Source organism: Methylomicrobium album BG8, from assembly GCF_000214275.2.
Lineage (GTDB): Bacteria > Pseudomonadota > Gammaproteobacteria > Methylococcales > Methylomonadaceae > Methylomicrobium > Methylomicrobium agile.
Genome location: NZ_CM001475.1, coordinates 167,758 through 186,446, shown reverse-complemented (window position 1 = coordinate 186,446; position 18,689 = coordinate 167,758). Strand labels below are relative to the sequence as shown.

The 18,689-nt window shown below is 58.7% G+C and carries 21 protein-coding genes; 11 read left to right on the top strand and 10 right to left on the bottom strand.

Going from position 1 to position 18,689, the window contains the following annotated elements:
* Positions 1-171: 171 nt before the first annotated feature.
* From METAL_RS00925 to METAL_RS00915, 3 genes are all read left to right on the top strand, one after another.
* On the top strand, positions 172-681 hold the full coding sequence (locus METAL_RS00925; protein ID WP_005368717.1) for a hypothetical protein: 510 nt from the start codon (positions 172-174) through the stop codon (positions 679-681).
* Positions 682-689: 8 nt separating this feature from the next.
* Positions 690-1,133 carry a universal stress protein gene (locus METAL_RS00920; RefSeq protein WP_005368711.1) on the top strand — a complete coding sequence of 148 codons (444 nt, stop codon included), beginning with the start codon at positions 690-692 and terminating at the stop codon, positions 1,131-1,133.
* A 78-nt stretch (positions 1,134-1,211) separates the two neighbouring features.
* Entirely contained in the window at positions 1,212-1,640 is a 429-nt protein-coding gene (locus METAL_RS00915; RefSeq protein WP_005368710.1) for a TM2 domain-containing protein, read from the top strand.
* An 89-nt stretch (positions 1,641-1,729) separates the two neighbouring features.
* Here METAL_RS00915 and METAL_RS00910 read toward each other — a convergent pair whose 3' ends face one another.
* The 4 genes from METAL_RS00910 to METAL_RS00895 are packed head-to-tail and all read right to left on the bottom strand — an operon-like array spanning position 1,730 to position 3,997.
* Positions 1,730-2,137 carry a CBS domain-containing protein gene (locus METAL_RS00910; RefSeq protein WP_005368708.1) on the bottom strand — a complete coding sequence of 136 codons (408 nt, stop codon included), beginning with the start codon at positions 2,135-2,137 and terminating at the stop codon, positions 1,730-1,732.
* Entirely contained in the window at positions 2,134-2,484 is a 351-nt protein-coding gene (locus METAL_RS00905) for a P-II family nitrogen regulator (RefSeq protein ID WP_005368706.1), read from the bottom strand. The genes METAL_RS00910 and METAL_RS00905 overlap by 4 nt, the downstream gene beginning before the upstream one ends.
* Positions 2,485-2,492: 8 nt before the next feature.
* On the bottom strand, positions 2,493-3,272 hold the full coding sequence (locus METAL_RS00900; protein WP_005368704.1) for a DUF1538 domain-containing protein: 780 nt from the start codon (positions 3,270-3,272) through the stop codon (positions 2,493-2,495).
* Positions 3,269-3,997 carry a DUF1538 domain-containing protein gene (locus METAL_RS00895; protein ID WP_005368701.1) on the bottom strand — a complete coding sequence of 243 codons (729 nt, stop codon included), beginning with the start codon at positions 3,995-3,997 and terminating at the stop codon, positions 3,269-3,271. Before METAL_RS00895 ends, METAL_RS00900 begins: the two co-directional genes overlap by 4 nt.
* A gap of 443 nt (positions 3,998-4,440) precedes the next feature.
* Here METAL_RS00895 and METAL_RS00890 point away from each other — a divergent pair, with 443 nt between their 5' ends.
* Positions 4,441-4,821, top strand: a complete 381-nt coding sequence (locus tag METAL_RS00890) for a hypothetical protein (protein ID WP_005368700.1) — start codon at positions 4,441-4,443, stop codon at positions 4,819-4,821.
* A gap of 384 nt (positions 4,822-5,205) precedes the next feature.
* On the opposite strand, the gene METAL_RS00885 is transcribed toward METAL_RS00890, so the two are convergent.
* Genes METAL_RS00885 through METAL_RS00875 form a run of 3 tightly spaced genes read right to left on the bottom strand, consistent with a single transcriptional unit; the run spans position 5,206 to position 9,016 of the window.
* Complete coding sequence (locus METAL_RS00885) at positions 5,206-7,161, bottom strand: transglutaminase TgpA family protein (protein ID WP_005368698.1); 1,956 nt, start codon at positions 7,159-7,161, stop codon at positions 5,206-5,208.
* The gene (locus METAL_RS00880; protein WP_005368696.1) at positions 7,158-8,114 is read right to left on the bottom strand and encodes a DUF58 domain-containing protein; all 957 of its coding nucleotides are present in this window, start codon (positions 8,112-8,114) and stop codon (positions 7,158-7,160) included. Before METAL_RS00880 ends, METAL_RS00885 begins: the two co-directional genes overlap by 4 nt.
* Positions 8,114-9,016: an AAA family ATPase gene (locus METAL_RS00875; protein ID WP_005368693.1), complete on the bottom strand. Its 903-nt coding sequence runs from the start codon at positions 9,014-9,016 to the stop codon at positions 8,114-8,116. Before METAL_RS00875 ends, METAL_RS00880 begins: the two co-directional genes overlap by 1 nt.
* A gap of 147 nt (positions 9,017-9,163) precedes the next feature.
* Between METAL_RS00875 and METAL_RS00870 the strand changes: the two genes are divergently transcribed.
* The 5 genes from METAL_RS00870 to METAL_RS00850 all read left to right on the top strand — a co-directional run bounded on the left by METAL_RS00870 (position 9,164) and on the right by METAL_RS00850 (position 13,485).
* Positions 9,164-9,502: a TraR/DksA family transcriptional regulator gene (locus METAL_RS00870; RefSeq protein ID WP_005368691.1), complete on the top strand. Its 339-nt coding sequence runs from the start codon at positions 9,164-9,166 to the stop codon at positions 9,500-9,502.
* Positions 9,503-9,522: 20 nt separating this feature from the next.
* On the top strand, positions 9,523-10,578 hold the full coding sequence (locus METAL_RS00865; RefSeq protein WP_031430422.1) for a phosphotransferase enzyme family protein: 1,056 nt from the start codon (positions 9,523-9,525) through the stop codon (positions 10,576-10,578).
* 174 nt (positions 10,579-10,752) lie between these two features.
* Complete coding sequence (locus METAL_RS00860) at positions 10,753-11,502, top strand: MBL fold metallo-hydrolase (protein WP_005368688.1); 750 nt, start codon at positions 10,753-10,755, stop codon at positions 11,500-11,502.
* Positions 11,503-11,744: 242 nt separating this feature from the next.
* Positions 11,745-12,587, top strand: a complete 843-nt coding sequence (locus tag METAL_RS00855; RefSeq protein WP_005368686.1) for an HDOD domain-containing protein — start codon at positions 11,745-11,747, stop codon at positions 12,585-12,587.
* A gap of 16 nt (positions 12,588-12,603) precedes the next feature.
* Complete coding sequence (locus tag METAL_RS00850) at positions 12,604-13,485, top strand: MBL fold metallo-hydrolase (RefSeq protein ID WP_005368685.1); 882 nt, start codon at positions 12,604-12,606, stop codon at positions 13,483-13,485.
* Here the strand turns inward: METAL_RS00850 and yihA are convergent.
* A complete protein-coding gene (yihA, locus tag METAL_RS00845; RefSeq protein WP_005368683.1) occupies positions 13,482-14,090 on the bottom strand; it encodes a ribosome biogenesis GTP-binding protein YihA/YsxC in 609 nt (202 codons plus the stop codon). The two genes, METAL_RS00850 and yihA, sit on opposite strands and share 4 nt — an antisense overlap.
* A 106-nt stretch (positions 14,091-14,196) precedes the next feature.
* On the opposite strand from yihA, the gene METAL_RS00840 reads away from it, so the two are divergent.
* Together METAL_RS00840 and METAL_RS22040 are read left to right on the top strand one after the other, a co-directional pair.
* Positions 14,197-14,883: a c-type cytochrome gene (locus tag METAL_RS00840; RefSeq protein WP_005368681.1), complete on the top strand. Its 687-nt coding sequence runs from the start codon at positions 14,197-14,199 to the stop codon at positions 14,881-14,883.
* Between the two features lie 579 nt (positions 14,884-15,462).
* The gene (locus METAL_RS22040) at positions 15,463-16,020 is read left to right on the top strand and encodes a thiol:disulfide interchange protein DsbA/DsbL (RefSeq protein ID WP_051040439.1); all 558 of its coding nucleotides are present in this window, start codon (positions 15,463-15,465) and stop codon (positions 16,018-16,020) included.
* An 82-nt stretch (positions 16,021-16,102) separates the two neighbouring features.
* Here the strand turns inward: METAL_RS22040 and METAL_RS00830 are convergent, their stop codons facing one another.
* Together METAL_RS00830 and METAL_RS00825 are read right to left on the bottom strand one after the other, a co-directional pair.
* Positions 16,103-16,810 carry a copper resistance protein B gene (locus METAL_RS00830; RefSeq protein ID WP_005368678.1) on the bottom strand — a complete coding sequence of 236 codons (708 nt, stop codon included), beginning with the start codon at positions 16,808-16,810 and terminating at the stop codon, positions 16,103-16,105.
* Positions 16,807-18,459 (bottom strand): copper resistance system multicopper oxidase, encoded by a 1,653-nt coding sequence (locus tag METAL_RS00825; protein WP_213069425.1) that lies wholly within the window; start codon positions 18,457-18,459, stop codon positions 16,807-16,809. Before METAL_RS00825 ends, METAL_RS00830 begins: the two co-directional genes overlap by 4 nt.
* Between the last annotated feature and the right edge of the window lie 230 nt (positions 18,460-18,689).

Below are 18,689 nucleotides of genomic sequence, written 5' to 3'. Positions count from 1 at the left end.
GGACATGCACCCGTAGGGTACGCTGTGCGTACCTTAACCATGCCGCCTCTGCGAAACGCTGTATTATTAAGGTACGCACAGCGTACCCTACCCGGAATGACGTGCTTTCCTTACGAAAAGGCCATATACCCAAAGCGAAAATGCTCTAGAAGCAAAGTAGGAGGCCCGCCCATGTACGAACTGATCGTTCTGCTCTTCGATATCTGCCGGTTTAAAAAGGGGCCGGAGGATTTGCCTTATTCGCTGGCGTTGCTCAAAATAGTCGCGGCCGCCTTCGCCGTGGTCCGGGTGCTGATGCATTACCGGGGACATAACCTGCTCGGCGCGGTTCTTGAGACGGCGGCGGAAGTCGGGTATATCGGGCTGTTCAGCGGCGTGATGCTGCAGACGCACCGCCACCTGAACCGTTATTACCAGGTTGCGGGCGCTTTTTTCGGATGTTATGCGCTGATCGGTTTTATCGCCTGGCCGGCTGCCGCGATGCTGGCGGTCGGGCAGTCCGCCGGTCTTGCCTTCATTTTGGCAATCGGCATCATCGTCTGGCTCTGCGCGGTCACGGCGCACATCGTTTATCATGCGCTCGCGCCGAACATTCTGGTCAGTTTGGGTTGGGCGCTGGCGTTTTTAGTCGGTTTCGTATTGCTGGCCATGTCTTTCGGGCAGGTCGACGGCATCGGTTAGGAGGAATTGTGAAGTCATACAAGCACATATTATTGGCGGTGGATTTTTTCGACCGGCAGACGGTCGTCGCCGAGCGCGCGAAGGATCTGGCCGAACGTTACGGGGCCAGGCTCAGCCTGATCCATGTGGTCGATGCCCTGCCGATCGGCGATCCGGCGAACGATGTACTGGTTCCTTTCGAAATGGATTTGTCGCAGGAATTTATTGCGCTCGGCCGCAAAAAACTGGCCGAACTGGCGTCGTCGTTGGGCGTTCCTGAGCATCAGACCTGGCTGGAAACGGGCAGTCCGAAACAGGAAATCCTCCGGATCGCCGAAGAAAACGGGGTCGACCTGATCGTGGTCGGTTCGCACGGGCGGCATGGCTTGGCGCTCCTGCTGGGCTCGACCGCGAACGGCGTTCTGCATCATGCCAATTGCGACGTGCTGGCGGTGCGTTTGCAGCATCCGTAGAGCAGAATAATAAACGGGCGTCCGCCGGGCGGCAGCGGATCCGCGGGTGAACGTCTTTCACATGTAAGGTAGGGGAAAATGATAGGAAAAGTACAAAGTTTCGATCCCGAATCGGGGAGCGGCGCGATCGAAAGCGAAGGCCAAACATATCCGTTCGAGATCAAGGACTGGGTCGAGGGCGTTCCGCCCGAAGCGGACGACGAGGTCCGCTTCGACCCGGAAGGCGGTCATGCGGTTCGCGTCGGTTTGCTCGGCGTTTCTCGCGAGGAACCGAAAGCGGTCAAGTCCAAATACCTGGCGGGCCTACTCTCGCTGTTGTTCGGCTGGGCGGGGTTGTCGCGGTTTTATCTGGGCTATTACAAGGTCGGCTTCATTCAGGTCTTGCTGACGCTCTTTTTGGTGTATGCGAAGTTCCTGGTATTCGTGCCACAGTGGGGCTTTTTGGAAGCGGTATTGCTGCTTTCGAGCAAGTTCGACCGCGACGCCAAGGGAAGGCCGCTGAAATAAAGCGGAGCGATCCGGCGCCGGCTTCGGGGAAACCCGCGAGGTTTTAAACCTCACGGGTTTTCGGCCGGTATTTTTAAAAGCCGCCCGCTTCAGGTAAATATTTTGTAAAGGCCGTCCAGCACCAGCGAGTTCGGGCTGACGATGCCGACCACTTTCCGATCCTCGATCACCGGTGCCCGGACCAGGTCATACTGCGCGAACAGCCTCGAACAATAGCGGATATCCATCTCCGGATGCACCGAAATGACCGGTTTGTTCATGATTTCATAGACATTGACCCGTTCCGGCGCCCTGTCCTTGGCCAGCACGTGGCGGGCGATGTCGCCGCAGTTGATCATCCCGTATTCGTCGTCGTCGTGGCGTTTGTTCACGATCAGTACGGCGGTCTGCATTTCCTTCATTTTCTTCAGCGCTTCGGCCACGGTAGCGATACCGTCGATCGAGCCGAAGTCGGTTTTCATCACGTCCCTGACGCGGATAATAAGGCGGTTGTTCATAGGGAGCCCTCCAGTTCTTGTTGCAATACCTCAACCTGATGCATCACGCCGATCGCGTCTTCGACGTCGATTTGAATCGCGATACCGGTGCCGGGCGTGTTGTCGAAATCGGCGACGGTCGCGATTTTTTCCATGATGAAGCGGCTGAGGTGTTCTTCGACCAGCATCAGCACGACATCGCGCTGCGCTTCGAGCGTCAAACCGAAGAAGGTCTTCGATTGTTTCATGCCTTGACCACGGGCGTTGTTGATCACGGTCGCACCTTTTGCCCCGCCTTGGCGAGCCGTATCGAGCACCAGATCGGTTTTGTCGTCGTCGACGAATACAATGATGAGTTTGAAATGCATGATGTACCTCAGGATTTTGACGGGTAACGGACTTGATTCAGCCATTGCGCGATTTGAGCATAACCCAGCACCGCGATGACCGGAAACAAACTGGCGTAGGCGATTAGCCCGAATCCATCCAGTAGCGGATCGCGCCCGGGCACGGCTTCGGCCAGGCCCAGGCCCAGCGCGGTGATCATCGGCACGGTCACCATCGACGTGGTGGCCGCGCCGGAATCGTAGGCCAGGCCGAGGATCAGTTCGGGAGCGGAGCGGGTCTGAATCACTACCATGAGATAACCGCCGAGAATGAATAAAAAGAATTCGGAGCCGGTCACGATGCGAAAAGCGCCGAGCGCAATGCCGAAACCCACACCGAGCGCGACCGAAATACGTAATCCCCAGGCCCGGATCGTGCCTCCGGAAATTTTCTCCGCCTTTAGCGCGACCGCCAGCAGCGAGGGTTCGGCCAGCGCGGTGGCGAAGCCGATGCTGGCGGCGAAAGCATAAACCCAGGCATAATCGCGCCAATCGACTTTGCCGGCAGTCGGTTCGACGCCGAGAAATTCGGGTAGGGTCAACTGGGCGGCCATCAGCTTGCCAAGGGGAAACAGCGCCATATCCAACCCCTTGAGAAAGAAAACGATCCCGAACAGCACGGAAACGAAACCGATCAGAATTTTTCTGGTGTGGGCGATCGGACGGCGGATAACCAGCAATTGAAAGCCGATGATGGTCGCGGCAATCGGCAACACATCCCGGCAGATTTCCAGCAGGGTAAATACAAACTGTATCACTACGTCAATCATACGGCCATCCCATAGATCAGTACGAAAATAATCGGCGTCAACGACGCGAAAACCACGATGCCGAAGCCGTCGGTCAGCGGGTTGCGCCCCTTGATGGCGGTCGCAAGGCCAACGCCGAGCGCGGTCACCAAGGGGACGGTAATGCTGGAGGTCGCGATGCCGCCCGCATCGTAAGCGATGCCGACGACTTCCTTCGGCGCAAACGGGGTAATCGCCGCCACGCCCAAATAGCCGAGAAAAACCGGTATATAGACGGGCCAGCCGCGGATGATCCGCACGACGCCGACGATCAGTGCGAGTCCGATCGACAGCGCAACCGTGACGCGAAGCCCCAGCGCATAATTTGCTCTCTCGGCATCGCTGGAACCGATGATGTGGCCGTCGCTGGCAATCTGCGCGGCTTGCTGGGCCGCGGCGATCAGCGCCGGTTCGGCGATCGCCGCGCTGAAACCCAGACAGAACGCGAAGAGCAACAGCCAGAACACACTGCCCTTGCGGGCGAAGTCGTAGGCCATGTCTTCGCCGAGCGGGAACAGGCTGAGTTCCAGCCCTTGGACGAACAAGGTCAGGCCGACGATCAGAAAAAGCGATCCTTCGATCAGGTTGGCCAGGTCGGGAGGCGGCTGTTTAATCACCAAACCCTGAAAAACCAGCACGACCGCAAAAATCGGCGCCAAATCCCGGCAACTGCCCAGCAGGTATTTGATGAAGCGATTTTTGAACATGTTGATTCCTGTAATTTCCAAGTCCGGAGGGATTGTATATGAAAGCGCGCGGATAAGGCTAATCGGAAGGCCGTTGCAAGACAAAAATGTGGCCATCGATAAGTGTCAGTCAGGGGCCGGCCCGATGTCGTTAAAGAAGCTCTGATTTTTGCAAGCTCCGTCGCTCTTTTCAGTTGTAGGGTACGCTGTGCGTACCTTTTCAACCTCCATGGTACGCACAGCGTACCCTACCACGGTTTAACCCAAGCCGGCACGATAAGCGCTCGGCGAAGGAACGAGAGAGGAGAAGTGATGATCGACCCAATCCTTAGGAGCATTGAGCGCGGACCTGGAGACATTTCCCCCGTAAAGGAATTCCTGCGCACGGAGACGGCTCGAACGTTATAAAATAAGGCAATCTATTCATCTACCGCAATTATCGCGATAACCTCCGAGGCATTTGCATGAACAAAACGATCACCAGTCTGATTCTTGGCTTGGGCATAACCTGGACAGCCTTTGCCGAAACCGGGCAGCCGGCGGCCGAATCCCCCCCGGCATCTCCTGCCGTCCCGGCAGCGCCCGAGACCGGCAAGCATCACGGCATCAAGCTGAAACAATTGAGCCAGGAGCTCGGCCTGAGCGAAGAACAGGAATCCAAATTCAAGGCGCTGTTCAAAAAGCACAAACAAAAAATCAAGGAAATCCGCGAGGAAGGCCAGGAAGAGGCCAAAGATACGCTGACGCCGGCGCAAAAGCTCAAATTGTACCAGTTGAAAGAGAAAAACAGCGAAAAGCTCAAGGCGTTAAAACAGGCCGTCAAGCAAGAAGAAAACAATCCTTAGAGCATTTTCATATCGCCTATAGGGAGATAATGCCGTTAAGTCAAACCGTCATCTCGGCAGGGATTCATGCCAGGCTTTCCTGCCTGGCCCCCTTCGGGTCAATGCAAATCTGTTCCAGACAGATTTGTGCCGAGATCCAGACTGCAGGGATGCATTAAAGCTTGCCATCCCTGGCTTCTGGATTCGGCAACCGCTCCCTGCGTTGCTCTCGATCGCGTGTTCCTGACGCGATCTACCTCGCCCTTCCTTGGGCTCGTATCTCCCGCATCCCTGCAGTCGTCCGGCAATCCCTGTCGGAATGGCGCGTTTCCCCTCACTTTGCGGCATGGCTTATGACCGTACACCCAAAACGAAAATGCTCTAGCCTCTTGGAGCGAGATCGCGTTACGGTTTGAATGCGGCGACCCGCCGTTTCAGCCGCTCGATGTTCTGGGGATTTGGCCGCCTGCCGTAACGCAGATTCATGAAAATTTCTGTGATTCCGTCCACTTCGTCCGCATGCTCCGGCAGGGCGGCCTTGACCCGTTCGGCGAAGTCTTTCGGGCCTTCGCCCGTGCCTTTGACCAGTCCTTTCCGGGCGAGTCTGCCGCAAAAGCGCGCGTAAATCCGCAAGGCCGGATCGAGTTGCCGGCGCCTTCGGTATAGGATCGCCAGGCTCGACAGCACGGTAACGGCGAGCAGGATCGCGCCCAGCCAGTTCAGCATCGCCCGGCTGCCCTTGATTCCGAAGCCGGCCAGGAAGTGGGCCTGATGGGTGCCGTTATAGTTGATGATCCAGCGCTGCCAGCCGTAATCCACGGTATCCCAGATCAGTCCGGCCTGTTTGAGGAAGCTGACGATCTTGCCGAATTCTCCGGCGGCGCTTTCAAAGTAGATAGTTTCACCCGGACTCAGACGGCTCACGTCGAGCGGATATTCGATTCTTTCCGGCGCCACCGCCGCGGTCGGGTCGTAGCGGACCCAGCCGTGTCTGTCGAGCCAGACCTCGGCCCAGGCATGCGCATCCGCCTGCCGGACCTGGATGAAATTGCCGACCTCGTTCGTTTCGCCGCCCTGGTAGCCGGTCACGACGCGGGCCGGAATCTGCGCGGCGCGCATCAGGTACACGAAGGCGGAGGCATAATGGCTGCAGAAACCGGCGCGCGTATCGAACAGAAAAGACTCGATCGGGTTGGCGTCGAGCTTCGGCGGCTCCAGCGTGTAGCGGAAATTCTCCCGGCGAAAATGGTCCAGCAGGTTCTTGATGAATAGCTCGGGCGCTGCGTCGTAGCCGTGCAGCCGGGCGACCAGATCCTTCACGCGCGCCGAAGGCGTGCCGGGCAGTTGGGTCGCGTCCCGGTATTCGGCGGATGACAGCGGGCCGGTATTGTAGTCCGGATAGGACGTCAGCTTGTAGGCCGCGCGCTGTCCCCGCATCTCGGAAGTGACCATCTGAAAATTCGCATTGCGGCTTAACGGCGGCGAAAATTCGGCCGGCATGTCGAGCGCGAACACCCAGTTCTTTTCCTGAGGCTCAAGCAGCAGGGTGTAACGGTAGGGCCGGCCGGAAACTTGCGGATCGGGCTTCGGATAGCGTTCGAAATTCTGCGCCTGCACCCAGCGTTTGCCGTCGGTCGCCGCCATCACCGGGCCCCGCCAGTAACGCTGATGCGGCGGCGGCAGCGGGCCGTCGAAGCGGGCGCGGAACACCAGTTCGTCGGACAGTCCCAGATTGGTGATCGAGCCCGGCTCCAGCACTTCGCTGAGGCCGGTCCGGTTTCGGGTTTCGCTGCCGATAGCCAGCCATTTCGGCGGGTCGAGGCGCGGAAACAGGATGAACATCGCGGCCGCCAGCGGTGCCGCCTGCAGGACGAAAACCATCGCCAGCTTCAGCGCCTGCGCGATGTGATGCTGCAGGCCGTTCATCGCAATCAGCAGTGCGAGCAGCAGGCAGCAAACGAGGCCGATATAGGCGCCGAACAGGATGCTTTGTTCGTAAAGAAACTGGGTGGCCGCCGCGACGAAGGCCATATAAACGATCAGGCAGGAATCGCGTTCCCTTTTCGTTTCCATCAGTTTCAAGCCCAGGGCGGTAATGAACAGGTTGGAGCCGGCGTCGCGGCCGAGAATGCCCTGCCGTTCCGTGAACAGCAGCACGATGCCCAGGAGCAGCAGCAAAAACAGGACGCGCCGTCCGGGGAGCCAGGCGGGATGCCGGACGCCGAGCAGGCGCCAGCCCAAAAGTGCCGCGAAAAAACCGAAAGAAAGGGGCGGAAGATGCGGGTAATGCGGCAGCACGGCCAGGCCTACCGTTCCAAACAATAAAAATTGCAATTTTTGATGGGAGGCGGTCGCCTTCATAGCGGATACAGTGCCAGGGCTTCGAGACAGGACTGCCGGTGTTGCGCGCCGTCCGCGGGCATGATCCGGTTGCCGGGCAAGCGCAGGCCGTAACGCAGGCCGGCCTGGTCGGCTTCCAGCACCCAGCGGCATAACCGGCTCAATCTTTCTTCGGTCCCGCCGCCGGGCGTTTCGTCGAAGTCCAGCCAGAGCTCGCCGCTGCCGCCGCCGCGGTATTGCTTGCTGAGTACGCCGTAGCCTTTCGCATAGGCTTTCCAGTGGATGCGCCGGACCGGGTCGCCGGCCGAGTAGTTTTTCAGCCCATAAAATTCATCGCTGCCCTGGCGGCCGACGCCATCCCGGTCCGGGCCGGCGGACAAAGGCGGGAGAGGAACGCCAGCCTCGGCGAGCTGCGGATAGACCAAGATTTTCATGTTGAAGCGCAGCGGGGACCAGGCGCGGAACAGGCCGAGCGGAAAGGTGCTGCAGAGCGTGATCGGGCCGGCCTCGCACCAGCCGCGCCGCGCGGCGGTCCGGTGCACGAAGATTTGACTCCGGCTTTCCGGCGGCAGCGTCAGTTCGGTTTCGGGCTGGCCTTCGATTCGGATTTGCGGCCGGAGCAGCGAGGTCGGATTGTCGATATGGATCGGAAAGGCCGCCGTGTCGCCGGCGAACACCGGTTTGCCGTAACCTTCGCGGATCACCAGTCCGGCCAGCGTCCGGAAGGTATGGACGGTGGAGAGGAAAAAGATGCCGGCCAATAAAAACGCCAGCAGGTAAACCGGATTGTTGTTGTACACGAACCCGATGAAAAACAGCAGCGTGGCCAGGAACGCGAAACCGAGGCCGCGCCGCGTGGGCAGGATGAAAATGCGGCGATGATTCAAGATCACCGGATCCGGCGAAGCTTTCTCGCCGCGCACGAAACGGCTGAGCCGGAAGCGTTCCTTCATCTTCAGGCCCGGCGCGTTCATCACACGGCGACCTGGTTCAGGATCGGCGCCACGACCGCAGCGGCGTCGAGATGCCCGGAGCGGATTCGGTGGCCCGCGACCGCGGCCAGCACAGCCTGAATGTCTTCCGGAATCGCCGCGTCGCGTCCGTCCATGTAGGCCCAGGCTTTGGCGGCGGTCAACAGCGCCAGTCCCGCGCGCGGCGACAGGCCGGCCGGGTATGAAGGCGATTCGCGGGTGAAACGGATGATCGCCTGGCAGTAATCGAGCAGTGCATCCGAAGCGTACACCCGAAGCACCTCTTTTTGAATGCGCTGGAGCTGCGCGGGCGGCAGCGCCACGGCCAGGCCGTCGATTAAACTGTGGCGGCTGTGGCCGGTCAAAAGTAAACGCTCGGCGGCGGAATCCGGATAACCGAGTTCGATCCGCATCAAAAAGCGGTCCAACTGCGATTCGGGCAGCGGGAAGGTGCCGATCTGGTGCGACGGGTTTTGCGTCGCGATCACGAAAAACGGCTCCGGCAGCGGATACGTCTTGCCGTCCACGGTGACCTGATGTTCTTCCATCGCTTCCAGCAAGGCGCTTTGCGCCTTTGGCGTCGCCCGGTTGATTTCGTCGGCCAGCACCATCTGGTTGAAGATCGGCCCCGCATGAAAGTTGAATTGCTGGTTTTTCGCATCGAACACCGAGCCGCCGATCATGTCGGCCGGCAGAATGTCGCTGGTAAACTGAATACGCTGGTAATCGAGGCCGAACAGCCGGGCGAGCGTATGCGCCAGGGTGGTCTTGCCGACGCCGGGAATGTCTTCGATCAACAGGTGGCCGCGGGCGAGCAGGCAGCAGACCGCCAGCCGGACTTGCCTTTGCTTGCCGAGCAGGATTTGATTGGCCGAATCCAATAACGCATTGATTGCATTTTGCATGAGTGATGATACGATGGCTGAGCGGAATATGTCAGGCTTGCGACAAGCCTGGCAGGAACCTTGCAAGTATAGCAGGATGTGGCGCCACGTCCTGACGGGCGCAAGACGGTGCGCCGGCTGATGTTAGACTGACATGGAGGAAATCCTGTGGGCGGATATGAAGAAATACGCGGTAATTTGATCGGCATGCTGGAAGAGCTGAACGACCGGCTGAGCAAGATCACCGAAGACGTCAAGCATGTCGCGGAGCCTCCGGAGAAAGACTTTGCGGAACAGGCCGTCCAGGCCGAGAATTACGAAGTGATTGATTTTCTGGGCAATCGCGCCAGGAACGAGATTGCGCAGATCAAGGACGCGATCGCCCGGATCGACGCTGGCCAGTACGGGGTCTGCCAGAGCTGCGGCGAGCCGATCGGCGAAGCCCGGCTGAAGGCATTGCCCTATTCCGACCTCTGCATCAAATGCGCGAGCCAGCAAGGCTGCTGAAACGCCAAAGCGCGCCCCGCATGACTGAACTTTTATCGATAGCCCGGCAATTTGCCGGGTCGAGCGCGGCCGTCCTGCCGCTGGGCAACGGCCTGATCAACGAAACCTATCAAGTGCTCACCGCCGCCGAGCCTTTCGTGTTGCAGCGCATCAATGCGCATGTGTTTCCGGAGCCGGAAGCGGTGCTCGCGAATCTGGCCGAAATCGCCCGGCATCTCGACCGCAAGGCGCCCGAAGATGTCGAACTGAAAATTCCCCGGCCGCTCGAATCCGAAGCCGGGCTTTTCCATGTGCGCGACGGCCGGGACCGGCTCTGGCGCGCGCTCGACTATATTCCCGACACGGTCAGCCTGGAGTCGGTCGGCGATCCGGGCGAAGCGCGCGAGGCCGGTTTTGCGCTGGGGCATTTTCACCGCCTGCTCGGCGACCTGGACCCGGCGCGGCTCAAGGATACCCTGCCCGGATTCCATATCGCTCCGGCTTACCTTGCGCGTTACCGTGAAGTGCTCGCCAACGCCGATTCCCGCCTGATCGACGCGGACTGCGCTGCTTTTATCGACCGCCATCAGGCGATTGCCGATAACCTGGAATCCGCGAAACGGCAGGGGCTGCTGCCGCTCCGAATCATCCACGGCGACCCGAAGCTGAACAATTTTCTGTTCGGCAAGGGCCGGCAAAAAGTGGTCGGCGTGGTCGACCTCGATACGGTCAAGCCGGGCCTGCTGCATTACGACATCGGCGACTGCCTGCGTTCCTGCTGCCATCGCCCCGAAAACGACGCGTTCGATCTCGGCATCGGCGAAGCGATACTGGGCAGTTACCTTGGCGAAGCCGGCCGGTTTTTTACCGGCCCCGATTACGATTATCTGTTCCCCGCGATCCGGCTGATTCCTTTCGAACTGGGAATTCGCTTCTACACCGATCATCTCGAAGGCAACCGCTACTTCAAGGTCGAAGACCCCGGGCAGAATCTTCACCGCGCGCTCGGGCAGTTCCGGCTGTGCGCGAGCGTGATCGATCAGGAACGGGCAATCCGGGCGCTAATCGCTTCGCTGCGCGGCAAAACGGCGGAATGAGCACGGACGATCGGCGATTTGCTGCAATGTTTTCCGGTGGCGGGCGACCGTAGCATAATGTAAGACAGGCGTGCAGCCGACCCTCGTCATGCTGGTTTTCGATACGCTTCCGGCGCCAACTTATTCGCTTCCCTGCGGTCCAATAGCCAGTTGACCCAGCCGGAGGACATCCGCATGACTCTCCCCGAAACCGAAATTCTTGCCGCTCTGGCGCCGCAATGGGTGTGCCTGGAGTGCGGCTACAACATGATCGGCGAAATGCCCGACGTGTGCCCGTTCTGCGGCGCCCGGCACGACCGTTTCCTGCCTTGGGATACCGTCGAAAAACAATTCCGGGTGACCGGGACGCCGGTGAGCGAGGGCGTTACCCAGTTGCTGTCGGTTCCGAAACTCGGCTACGAGCATGCCGCCTACCGGATCGAGACGGAGCAAGGCGGCGTCTGGATCGACGCGCCGTCGGCCTTCAACCGCGATCTCGAACCGGTCAGGGCGATCCTGTTTACGCATCTTCATTTCATGGGCGCTTCGAATCAGTATCGCCGGCTATGGCGGGCGGAAGTCGGGCTGCACGAGCTCGATGCGAGGCATCCCCTGGCCGCGCGGTTCGATGTCGACCGCCGTTTTACCGGAGACTTTACCGCTTTCGGAATCGAAGCGCATCATAGCGGCGGACATACTCCGGGTTTCACGTTTTATATTTACCGCGATGTGCTGTTCATCTGCGACTACGTCTTTTTGACGGCCGACGGCGGAATGATCTTCAATCCTTACGGGCCAAAGCGCGAAACGCGCCGGCAGGGCGCCGTAATTTTCGAAAACCTGAAAGGCCGGCCGCTCAAAACGGTCTGCGGTTACGACTATGTGATCCCTTTTGCCGACTGGCTGGCCCGCTTCGAACGGCTGGCGGCCCGGAGCGATCGTTGATCGAAATTTCGTCAATCTAAATTTCCCGGAACTTTTTCACCCTCCGTTCGCTCTCAATGACGTACGCCTCACAACGGCGTCGGATCAGCCTCGCTCTCCCCCTGCATTCGGCTGATTTTCTTCAAACCCCAAAATACCGCTCCGGTATTTTGGGGTTTTTTCTTTTCTACGGGTCCTCCGGCCGTTAAATTCCGTTTTCTTTGCTATGCTCATAATAATCTTTTTTCATTTTGTGCCAAAGCATGGAAAGTCCGAATTACGCCGAACTCGTTGCCCTGGTGGAAAAAATGCCCGCTTTTCCGAAAAGCGTACAGCGAGTGGTGCAGTTGACCGCCAATATCGAGGTGCCTGCGAAGGAGATCGTGCAAGTGATCGAATGCGACCCGGTGCTGACGGTGAAGATTTTAAAGGTAATCAATTCCGCATTTTACGGGCTATCCCATAAAATCAATTCGATACAGCGCGCAGTCGTGCACGTCGGGTTGAACACCGTCAAGAATCTCGCGATGAGCATCGCCGCGATGGGGATGCTGAAAACTTCGAACAAGGCCGGTTTCAACCCGAGCGCATTTTTGCTGCATGCGTTGACCACCGCCGAGATCAGCCGCAAACTCGCCGAGAGAGCGGGCCTGAGTCAGCAGGCATGCGGCGATTGCTTCGTGGCGGGGTTGCTCCACGATTTCGGCAAGGTGGTGTTTGCGGAGTTCAGGCCGGAAGGCTTCAAGCTGGCATTGGCCAAAAGCAAAGAGGAGAACATGCCGCTGCATCTCTGCGAGCAGGCTTTTCTCGGCATCGACCATGCCGAAGCCGGGGCGTTGCTGGCCGAAAAATGGGAGCTTTCCGAGCTGTTGACCGAAACGATCCGGCATCATCACCACCCTCCGGACAATGCTTTCGGCGAATGCCTGTTTGCGGCGAACCAGATCGGCAAAAGGCTGCGCTACGGCGATGGCGGCAATCCGGTGACCGAGGCCTTTCCCGAGACGGTGGTAAACCGTTTCGGTTTATCCCTGGAAGCCTTGATCGACGACCTCGGCAATCTGGACGTCATCGCGCAGGGAGCCGAACTTTTCATCAAACCGTAATTGCAAAGATAGTTTAATGAAATTCAAATTCTGGGGAGTGAGAGGATCGATTCCGACGCCGGGGCCGATGACCGTCAAATACGGCGGCAACACGACCTGCATCGAAATCCGGACGGAGCGGGACGAATTGATCATTCTCGATGCCGGCACCGGCATCCATGCGCTGGCGCAAACCCTGCTCGGCAGCATGCCGATCACCGCGAACATTTTCATCACCCATACCCACTGGGACCACATCCAGGGCCTGCCTTTTTTCCTGCCGATATTCTTTAAAAACAACCGGATCAACATTTACGGCGGACTCGACCCGGTCACCGACGAAAACATCAACCGGGCGTTGTCGGTGCAGTTGCAATACAGTTATTTTCCGATTCATGAAGCGCAGTTGAAAGCCCGGATCGAATATCTGACGGTCCGGCCCGGCGAAACGGTCAGTGTCGGCAGCGCCCGGATCACCCCGATCATTTTGAATCATCCGGTGCTGAATTTCGGCTACCGGGTCGAGTGCGACGGCGCCTCGCTGTTTTTCACCGGCGATTTCGAAAATCCGGTCAACATTTATCAGCCCGAGGACGATTACTACGAGTCTTTCCAGTTGTTCCTGGTCGAAAAAAACCAGGAAATCCAGGCGGCGATGCGGGGAGTGGATGCGCTGATCGTCGATTCGTCCTATACCGATGAAGAGTATGCGATTCGGCAGGGCTGGGGGCACGGCACTTACCGGTCCGGGATCAAGCTGGCCATCGAGGCGAATGCGAAGCGGCTGTTTCTGACCCACCATGAGCCGACCCGGACCGATGCCGACCTCGACCGGATTTACCGGGAATTGAAGGAACAGCATCCGCATTTTACGGACAGGCTGTTCATCGCGCACGAAGGCATGGAAGTCTGCCTCTAATCCGCGGCCGGCCGGGCGAATAACCGGTCGAGCGCGGCGTGCGCCTCGTCCACCCCGTTTTTCTTCAGCGACGAGAACAACTGCACGCTCAGCGGAATCGGCGCGCCGCTCAATTCTTTTTGGACCTCCAGCAGCGCATTCTTGGCCGCGCCGAAGCTGAGCTTGTCGGCCTTGGTCAGCAGAATGTGCGCGGGCAGCTGCGCATGTTCGCACCATTGCAGCATCTGCCAGTCGAATTCGGCCAAAGGGTGGCGCACGTCCATCACCAGCACGATCCCGCACAACGATTTCCGCCGGTTCAAATAATCCTCGATCGCCTTGCGCCACTGCTGTATGGCCGCGAGCGGCGCGGTTGCGAAGCCGTAGCCGGGCAGGTCCACGAAGCGCTGCCCCTCGGTGATTTCGAAGAAGTTGAGCATCTGGGTCCGCCCCGGCGTTTTACTGATTCGGGCCAGCGCATTTTGCCGGGTCAGGGTATTCAGCGCGCTCGATTTACCGGCGTTGGAACGGCCCGCGAAAGCCACTTCCAGTCCGTGGTCGGGGGGCGCATGTTTCAGATTTGGAGCACTGTTAATAAATTTTGCTTGATGATAAACTGGATTCATTGCTGTCTCGATCCGCTAAGATAAATGGGGTAGAATCCCGGGCCAAGCCGGAAACAGCCAGTTCCGAACGTCATAAAAATAACGAAAAATTCCGAAGGGGAGTCTGATGAAAATAAAGTTCCTGGCCGTTGCAGTCGGTATCGCGATGTGCGGCGCTTCCGCTATTTTACATGCGGAGGGCAATCCTCGCGCAGGAAAAGACAAAGCGGCCGCCTGCAACAGTTGCCACGGCGACAACGGCAACAGCATGGCGCCGAATTTTCCGAAACTGGCCCAGCAACATGCCTCCTACCTGGCCAAACAACTGCTGGCATTCAAGAGCGGCGCCCGCAACGATCCGATGATGTCGGCGATGGCGCTGCCGTTGTCCGACGGAGACATGGCCGATATCGCCGCTTACTATGCGGCGCAGAAAATTTCGGCGAATGCGATGCCGGTGCTGCCGCCGCCCGATGAGGACGAAGACGAGGACGAGCAGCCGGCCGCGGCCCCGGTCAAATCCAAATCGGTGCCCGAACTGATCGCTCAAGGCAGCGACCTGTACCGCAACGGCGACCGCCAGCGCGAGGTGTCCGCCTGTATCGCCTGCCACGGCCCGTTCGGCGAAGGCAACCAGCCGGCGGCGTTTCCGGCCCTGTTTTCGCAGCATGCCGATTATCTGATCAAGGCGTTGACCGATTTCAAAACCGGCGCGCGCGGCAATACGTCGGAAAACATGATGCACATGATCGCCCGGAAGATGACCGACGAGGAAATCCGGGCGGTTGCTTACCATATCTCGATGATGAAATAAGGCCGTGTCGGCATCAGGCGAGAAATAGTGTCGAAAGAGCGCTCTTCATGACGGGCTGTTACGGCGAAAGTTCACTTGGAAGCTCGGGCGGATGAGCGAAGCGCATCCGCCTTTCACTTCATTCGATGGATGTGCGCCGCTATCTCTTCAGCGCCGTTTCGGGTTAGTCTCCGGCGTTAGGTGCGGACACCTTTTTGATGATCGTTAAGTCATACGCTCGTCACCCTGTCTCCAAAGTGAGCGTGTCATTTACAACTACCTGGGAAACCGAAGTTAATGCGTAAAAACTTTATCCAAATCGGACTGATCATTCTGACGCTTGCCGTACTGGCAGGCGCTTCGATATTTTTCTACCAGAAAATGCAAGAGCGGCCCGGCAGTGAGACCGCTGCGCCCGAACAGGCGACGGCAGCCCCGACGTCCGCAGAGAAACAACCGGCTGCCGAAGCCTCGCCGCCTGCTCCGGCTACGCCGGCGGCTCAGGCGCCGCAGCCCACCGCCGAAACGGCCGCGCCCGCCCAGGTCGAACCGGCCGCCCCGGCGGCAGAGCCGGCCGCAGGCCCGGCAGCGGAGGAAGAACTGGCCGGCGGCTATGAAACGCTTGATGCGCCGCAACCGACCCAGGATCCGGACAAGATCGAGGTGATCGAGTTTTTCTGGTACGGCTGTCCGCATTGCTACGACTTCGAGCCGATTCTCGAAAGCTGGGTCAAAAAGCTTCCCGCCAATGTCGATTTTATCCGCCAACCGGCCGCGTTCAGCGATCTTTGGGCGAAGCACGCGAAAGCGTTTTATGTCGCCCAGGCCTTGGGCGTACTCGACGACAAGGTTCATGCGGACTTCTTCGATACCCTGCAGAACAAGCGTCAGAAGCTGGAAACCGAAGAGGAGCTGGCCGCGTTCTTTACCGCGCACGGCGTCAAGGAAGCCGACTTCCACGAGGCCTACAATTCCTTTCTGGTCGATACCAAGGTCCGCCAGGCTGCGGCTATGCCCGCGCGTTACGGCGTGACCGGCGTGCCGGTGCTGATCGTGAACGGCAAATACAAGGTCGACGGCAGATCGGCCGGATCGCATGAAAAAATGATCGAGGTCACGAACCAGTTGATCAAAAAGGAAGCCGCGGCCAAAAAATAATTTTCCGCTTGAAGACCTGCCGGGTTTTTAAAACCCGGCAGGTCTTTTCCTTATAACGGCGCCGATTTCAGCTTTCGCCGTCTCAATACCAGAACCGCATTCCCACCACAAAGCGCACGCTGTGATGGTGTTCGCGCAGCGACTCCTCTTCCACATAATCGAAGCCGACATAGGGCGCGAATTCGCGCTCGATCTCGTAACGCAGCCGCATGCCCGCCTCGAATTCGGTTACGCCGGCCTTCACGCCGCGGTTCTCGATGTCCTCTGCTGCGACATTGACTTCGATTCTGGGCATCAGGATCAGACGCTGGGTCAGCAGCATTTCGTAGCCCAGGCTCAAGCGGCCCAGCAGATTGCCGTTGTCGGTGATGAAGACGGCGCCGTCGACCTCGACGAAATAAGGCGCGAGCCCCTGAAAGCCGATCACCGCGTCAAAAGTCCGTTCCGGCTCGAACGCCCGGCGCGCGCCGATCTGAAAATCCCAGAACGTATCGATATTGCGGCTGTACAGCAGCTGCAGGTCGGCGCGCCCGAAGATGTCCTGGTCGGCCGAATAGTCGCCCTCGGTTTTCAGGTAAAGCTTGTGGTCGTCGTTGCCGATCCAGTGCTTGATGTCCCATTTGAACAAATGCAGGTTTTCGTTGCCTTCGTACTCGAAACGTTCGGCCATGAACCTGCTGAAAATCATCCGGTCGTCCTGTGCGGAGGCCGGATGCGCGTAGAACAGGCCCGCCAGCAGGCTCCCTAGCAGGAGGCGGAGCTCGACCGGGTTGAAGGAATAGGTCTTCATTCGCGGACGTGCTCGGCTTTCTCGACGATCAGTTTGCGAAACATGCCGGTATCCATGTGGTACAGCAAATGGCAGTGGAACGCCCATTCCCCCTCCGCGTCGGCGATCACGATCACGCTGACCGTCTGGCCCGGCGGCACGCTGATTACGTGTTTTTTCGGATTGAAAGCGCCGTTGCCGTTGTCGAGATACTGCCATAGGCCGTGCAGATGGATCGGATGGTTCATCATCGTTTCGTTCACATAGGTGAAGCGGATATGCTCGCCGAACTTGACCCGGATAGGCTCCGAGTCCGAATATTTGACGTCGTCGAACGACCAGATATAACGGTACATATTGCCGGTCAGGCGTAGCCTGATCTCGCGGTCTGGCTGCCGCCAGCCGCGGTTCGGAGCGGCGGCCATTAGATGCCGATAGTCCAACGCCTTGTAGGAGCCCATCGCGGGCGCTTCCGCGTGAGGCACGGAAGCCGGTCGGGGATGCCTCTGATGTCCGGTATGATCCGCATGATCTGCATGCGGCGGCTGATCAAGTCCGTTATCGTTCGGTACGGCCGCCTGATGCTCGGCATGGGCGCCGTGACCGACGTGCATCGGCCCCATGTCCGCCAGCGTCAACAAAGTGTGCGGACGCATTTTCGGCAATTCCGCCTGCAAACCGATTTTGGGTGTCAGGGTCGCCGACGCAAAGCCGCTTCGATCCATCGCTTCGGCAAAAATCCGGTAAGCCCGGTCCGCTTCCGGTTCGACCAGAACATCGTAAGTTTCGGCGACTGCGATCCGGAGCTCTTCCACATCAACCGGCATCACCGGCTGGCCGTCCGCTTCGATCACCCGCATTTTCAAACCCGGAATCCTGACGTCGAAATGGGTCATCGCGGAAGCATTGACGATGCGCAGGCGCACTCGATCGCCGGGACTGAACAGCGCCGCCCAGTCCATCGCCGGCGTGTGCCCGTTAACCAAAAAATGATAAGTGGCGCCGGTCACATCGGCCAGGTCGGTCGGCTCCATCCGCATCTGCCCCCAGGCCAGCCGGTCGTTTATTGTTTCAGAAACGCCGCGTTCACGCAGGTCGGTAAACAGGTTCGCGACGGTTCTTTTCTGAAAATTATAGTAATCGCTCTGTTTTTTCAGGCGCGCGAGCGTCCGTTCCGGATCGGCCTCGGGCCAGTCCGAAAGCAGCAGCACATAGTCGCGCTCGGTTGGCCGATGCGGGTGTGCCGGCTCGATCACCAGCGCGCCGAACAGACCCTGTTGTTCCTGCATGCCGGAATGGCCGTGGTACCAGTAGGTTCCGTTCTGTTTGACCCGGAACCGGTAAGTAAAGATTTTCCCCGGTTCAATCCCCGCAAAGCTAATGCCGGGTACGCCGTCCATCCGGTAAGGCAGCACGATTCCGTGCCAATGGATCGAGGTCGGCTCCTTCAGGCGATTGACCACGTTCAGCGTGACCTCTTCGCCTTCGCGCCAGTGCAGCGTCGGTGCGGGCAGGCTACCGTTGGCGACGATCGCGGTTTGCGGTTTTCCGGTCAGGTTGACTGCTTTTTCGTCGATCGTTAGCGTATAGGTTCCAGCGCGCGCCGAACCGAAACACAGCAGCGGCAGCCACAACGCCAAAATGAAAAAGCGACGATAAGACAGATTCATGGCAAAAAACGCGGACGGCAATGTAGGGATCGAGGCGGTTTGAAGATAATTTGCATCCATTATCCCAGGCCCTTGCTCTGAGGCGAGGGGAAGGAATCTTTCGAGGCGAATACGGACTAAAATCGCAAGTGGCGAAAATGACAGAAAATCTGTATAGTCGGCGCTTTCGTATCTCTTTTAAGACTATATTCATCTCTTATTCAGATGTCTAGCGTAGATTTACAACCGTT

What these genes read in the sequence shown, in the direction of transcription:
- METAL_RS00925 (WP_005368717.1), top strand. Translation starts at nt 172, where the DNA reads ATGTACGAACTGATCGTTCTGCTCTTCGATATCTGCCGGTTTAAAAAG.
- METAL_RS00915 (WP_005368710.1), top strand. Translation starts at nt 1,212, where the DNA reads ATGATAGGAAAAGTACAAAGTTTCGATCCCGAATCGGGGAGCGGCGCG.
- METAL_RS00910 (WP_005368708.1), bottom strand. Translation starts at nt 2,137, where the DNA reads ATGAACAACCGCCTTATTATCCGCGTCAGGGACGTGATGAAAACCGAC.
- METAL_RS00905 (WP_005368706.1), bottom strand. Translation starts at nt 2,484, where the DNA reads ATGCATTTCAAACTCATCATTGTATTCGTCGACGACGACAAAACCGAT.
- METAL_RS00900 (WP_005368704.1), bottom strand. Translation starts at nt 3,272, where the DNA reads ATGATTGACGTAGTGATACAGTTTGTATTTACCCTGCTGGAAATCTGC.
- METAL_RS00895 (WP_005368701.1), bottom strand. Translation starts at nt 3,997, where the DNA reads ATGTTCAAAAATCGCTTCATCAAATACCTGCTGGGCAGTTGCCGGGAT.
- METAL_RS00890 (WP_005368700.1), top strand. Translation starts at nt 4,441, where the DNA reads ATGAACAAAACGATCACCAGTCTGATTCTTGGCTTGGGCATAACCTGG.
- METAL_RS00885 (WP_005368698.1), bottom strand. Translation starts at nt 7,161, where the DNA reads ATGAAGGCGACCGCCTCCCATCAAAAATTGCAATTTTTATTGTTTGGA.
- METAL_RS00880 (WP_005368696.1), bottom strand. Translation starts at nt 8,114, where the DNA reads ATGAACGCGCCGGGCCTGAAGATGAAGGAACGCTTCCGGCTCAGCCGT.
- METAL_RS00875 (WP_005368693.1), bottom strand. Translation starts at nt 9,016, where the DNA reads ATGCAAAATGCAATCAATGCGTTATTGGATTCGGCCAATCAAATCCTG.
- METAL_RS00865 (WP_031430422.1), top strand. Translation starts at nt 9,523, where the DNA reads ATGACTGAACTTTTATCGATAGCCCGGCAATTTGCCGGGTCGAGCGCG.
- METAL_RS00860 (WP_005368688.1), top strand. Translation starts at nt 10,753, where the DNA reads ATGACTCTCCCCGAAACCGAAATTCTTGCCGCTCTGGCGCCGCAATGG.
- METAL_RS00855 (WP_005368686.1), top strand. Translation starts at nt 11,745, where the DNA reads ATGGAAAGTCCGAATTACGCCGAACTCGTTGCCCTGGTGGAAAAAATG.
- METAL_RS00850 (WP_005368685.1), top strand. Translation starts at nt 12,604, where the DNA reads ATGAAATTCAAATTCTGGGGAGTGAGAGGATCGATTCCGACGCCGGGG.
- yihA (WP_005368683.1), bottom strand. Translation starts at nt 14,090, where the DNA reads ATGAATCCAGTTTATCATCAAGCAAAATTTATTAACAGTGCTCCAAAT.
- METAL_RS00840 (WP_005368681.1), top strand. Translation starts at nt 14,197, where the DNA reads ATGAAAATAAAGTTCCTGGCCGTTGCAGTCGGTATCGCGATGTGCGGC.
- METAL_RS00830 (WP_005368678.1), bottom strand. Translation starts at nt 16,810, where the DNA reads ATGAAGACCTATTCCTTCAACCCGGTCGAGCTCCGCCTCCTGCTAGGG.
- METAL_RS00825 (WP_213069425.1), bottom strand. Translation starts at nt 18,459, where the DNA reads ATGAATCTGTCTTATCGTCGCTTTTTCATTTTGGCGTTGTGGCTGCCG.